The organism is Paenibacillus sp. 3LSP, from assembly GCF_032465655.1.
Classification (GTDB): domain Bacteria; phylum Bacillota; class Bacilli; order Paenibacillales; family Paenibacillaceae; genus Fontibacillus; species Fontibacillus barengoltzii.
The window spans coordinates 1-1,865 of the sequence record NZ_JAWDJI010000034.1; the positions used below are offsets into that span (position 1 = coordinate 1).

1 protein-coding gene is annotated in these 1,865 nt (G+C 49.0%); it reads right to left on the reverse strand.

Annotated features, from left to right (window positions below; all coding sequences use genetic code 11):
* Window positions 1-53 precede the first annotated feature (53 nt).
* Window positions 54-1,472 (reverse strand): group II intron reverse transcriptase/maturase, encoded by a 1,419-nt coding sequence (gene ltrA / locus RW092_RS01785; RefSeq protein ID WP_316009348.1) that lies wholly within the window; start codon window positions 1,470-1,472, stop codon window positions 54-56.
* Between the last annotated feature and the right edge of the window lie 393 nt (window positions 1,473-1,865).

Genomic DNA, 1,865 nt, shown 5'->3' on the forward strand with positions numbered 1-1,865 from the left:
GGCAGCCGACCTCCCACACCACCGTACGTACCGTTCGGTATACGGCGGTTCCATTAGGAATGCGCAGTAACTTGTCGATAATAATCAGAAAAGAAAAGGAATCCGAGGTTCTTCAGCCTATTGTTACCGAGGGACTTCGAGAGGATTGGGCTATTGGAGATTCTCCAATAGCCCTTTCTTGTGTTTGCGTATTCCCACGCCTTCTGTTCATGAATTCCGAGCGATATAAGCCTTTCGAGTTTCGTCCTCACTCGTTTCCATTGCTTCCAGAAGACCATTCGGATACGCCTTCTCATCCATTTATCAGTGGTTTGGAGTAGTTGTTTCATGTCAGCAAGCTTGAAATAATTTACCCATCCCATGATGTAACGCCTAAGCTTCATCGCCCGGTCGGTGTTGCCCATTCCGTTGCTTCTCGACGTTAGCTCTTTCACTTTAGCTTTCATCTTGGATACGGATTTGGGATGGATTCTGACCCGCGTTTCCCCTTTGCTCTGGTAGAATGAGAAGCCAAGAAATTTAACTTTTGTCGCATCGTCCACAATCGTTTTCTCCCGGTTTACCTTGAGAAACAACTTCTTCTCGATGTAAGGGAGAATTTTCGTCAGGGTACGCTCCGCACTCCTCCTGCTCCGGCAGAATATGAGCATATCGTCTGCGTATCGCACGAATCGATGTCCTCTTGCTTCCAGTTCCTTGTCCAATTCATTCAGCATGATATTGCTGAGAATCGGACTTAGGTTCCCTCCCTGCGGTACGCCGATTTCCGTGTCCTCAAACTTATGCTTCACGACGACTCCCGCCCGGAGATACTTATGGATGAGCGAGATCACTCGTCCGTCTTTGATCGTTCTTGAAAGCACCTCGATGAGCTTGCTTTGGTTGACGGTGTCAAAGTATTTCTCCAAGTCCATATCCACCACGTAACGATATCCCTCTTGCACGTATTGTTGGCTTCGTTTCATCGCGTGGTGTGCGCTCCGTTTGGGTCGGAATCCGTAGCTGTTGTCTGAAAACTGCCTCTCATAAATTGGCGTAAGCACTTGGGCGATTGCCTGCTGGATGACTCGGTCAACCACTGTTGGAATGCCAAGGTTTCTCTTCTTTCCGTTCTCTTTGGGAATCTCTACCCTTCGAACGGGATTCGGGCGGTACTTGCCGCCCAAGATCAGTTGCTTGATGGTCTCGCCGTTGTCTCTGAGATATTGTAGAAGTTCTTCTACTCCCATCCCGTCGATTCCGTGCGATCCCTTGTTCGCTTTGACTCTCTTGAATGCTTCGTTCAAGTTGTCCCTGCTAACGATTTTCTCAAGCAACCGATCCTTCGACTCGGTTGCGTTGGTGTCGTCGGTTTCGGTTATCCTCGCAGGACTGTGCACTCCCGCATATCCTTCGTGTTCCGCACTATTCTTTTGCAAAGAGTCTTCCGTTAGAAGTTGGCTGCCCTTGGCTCCTGTTTCGGTAACTTTCATTGACTTCACCTCCTAAGGTTCAGCCCTTCCCTCGAACCGTCGACTGTTCGCGGTACTATGGCGTCTGCTGACTTCTCATGATAAATCTTGTTTCAACCGTGATTCGAAGTGCATCTCCTCACGTCCATGAGACCTCCCACGGTAAGACGATTCACTTTTCTTCCATATACCCACATCATTTACATTGGTACGTCCGTGTAGTTAATTGGACTTCGTCTTGTTTAGCAGACTCATCCCGTATCCTATGCCTGATGATGTTCGTGTTCCTTGGGCCGGAAGTTTGCCTCCAGCTTCCTTTGGATTCCACCTCGCGGTGGACACCCTTGCTCTTGGCTAGTGGTTGGTAACTACAAACCCCCACAGTGGACTTTCACCACCTAGTTAATCGCCATG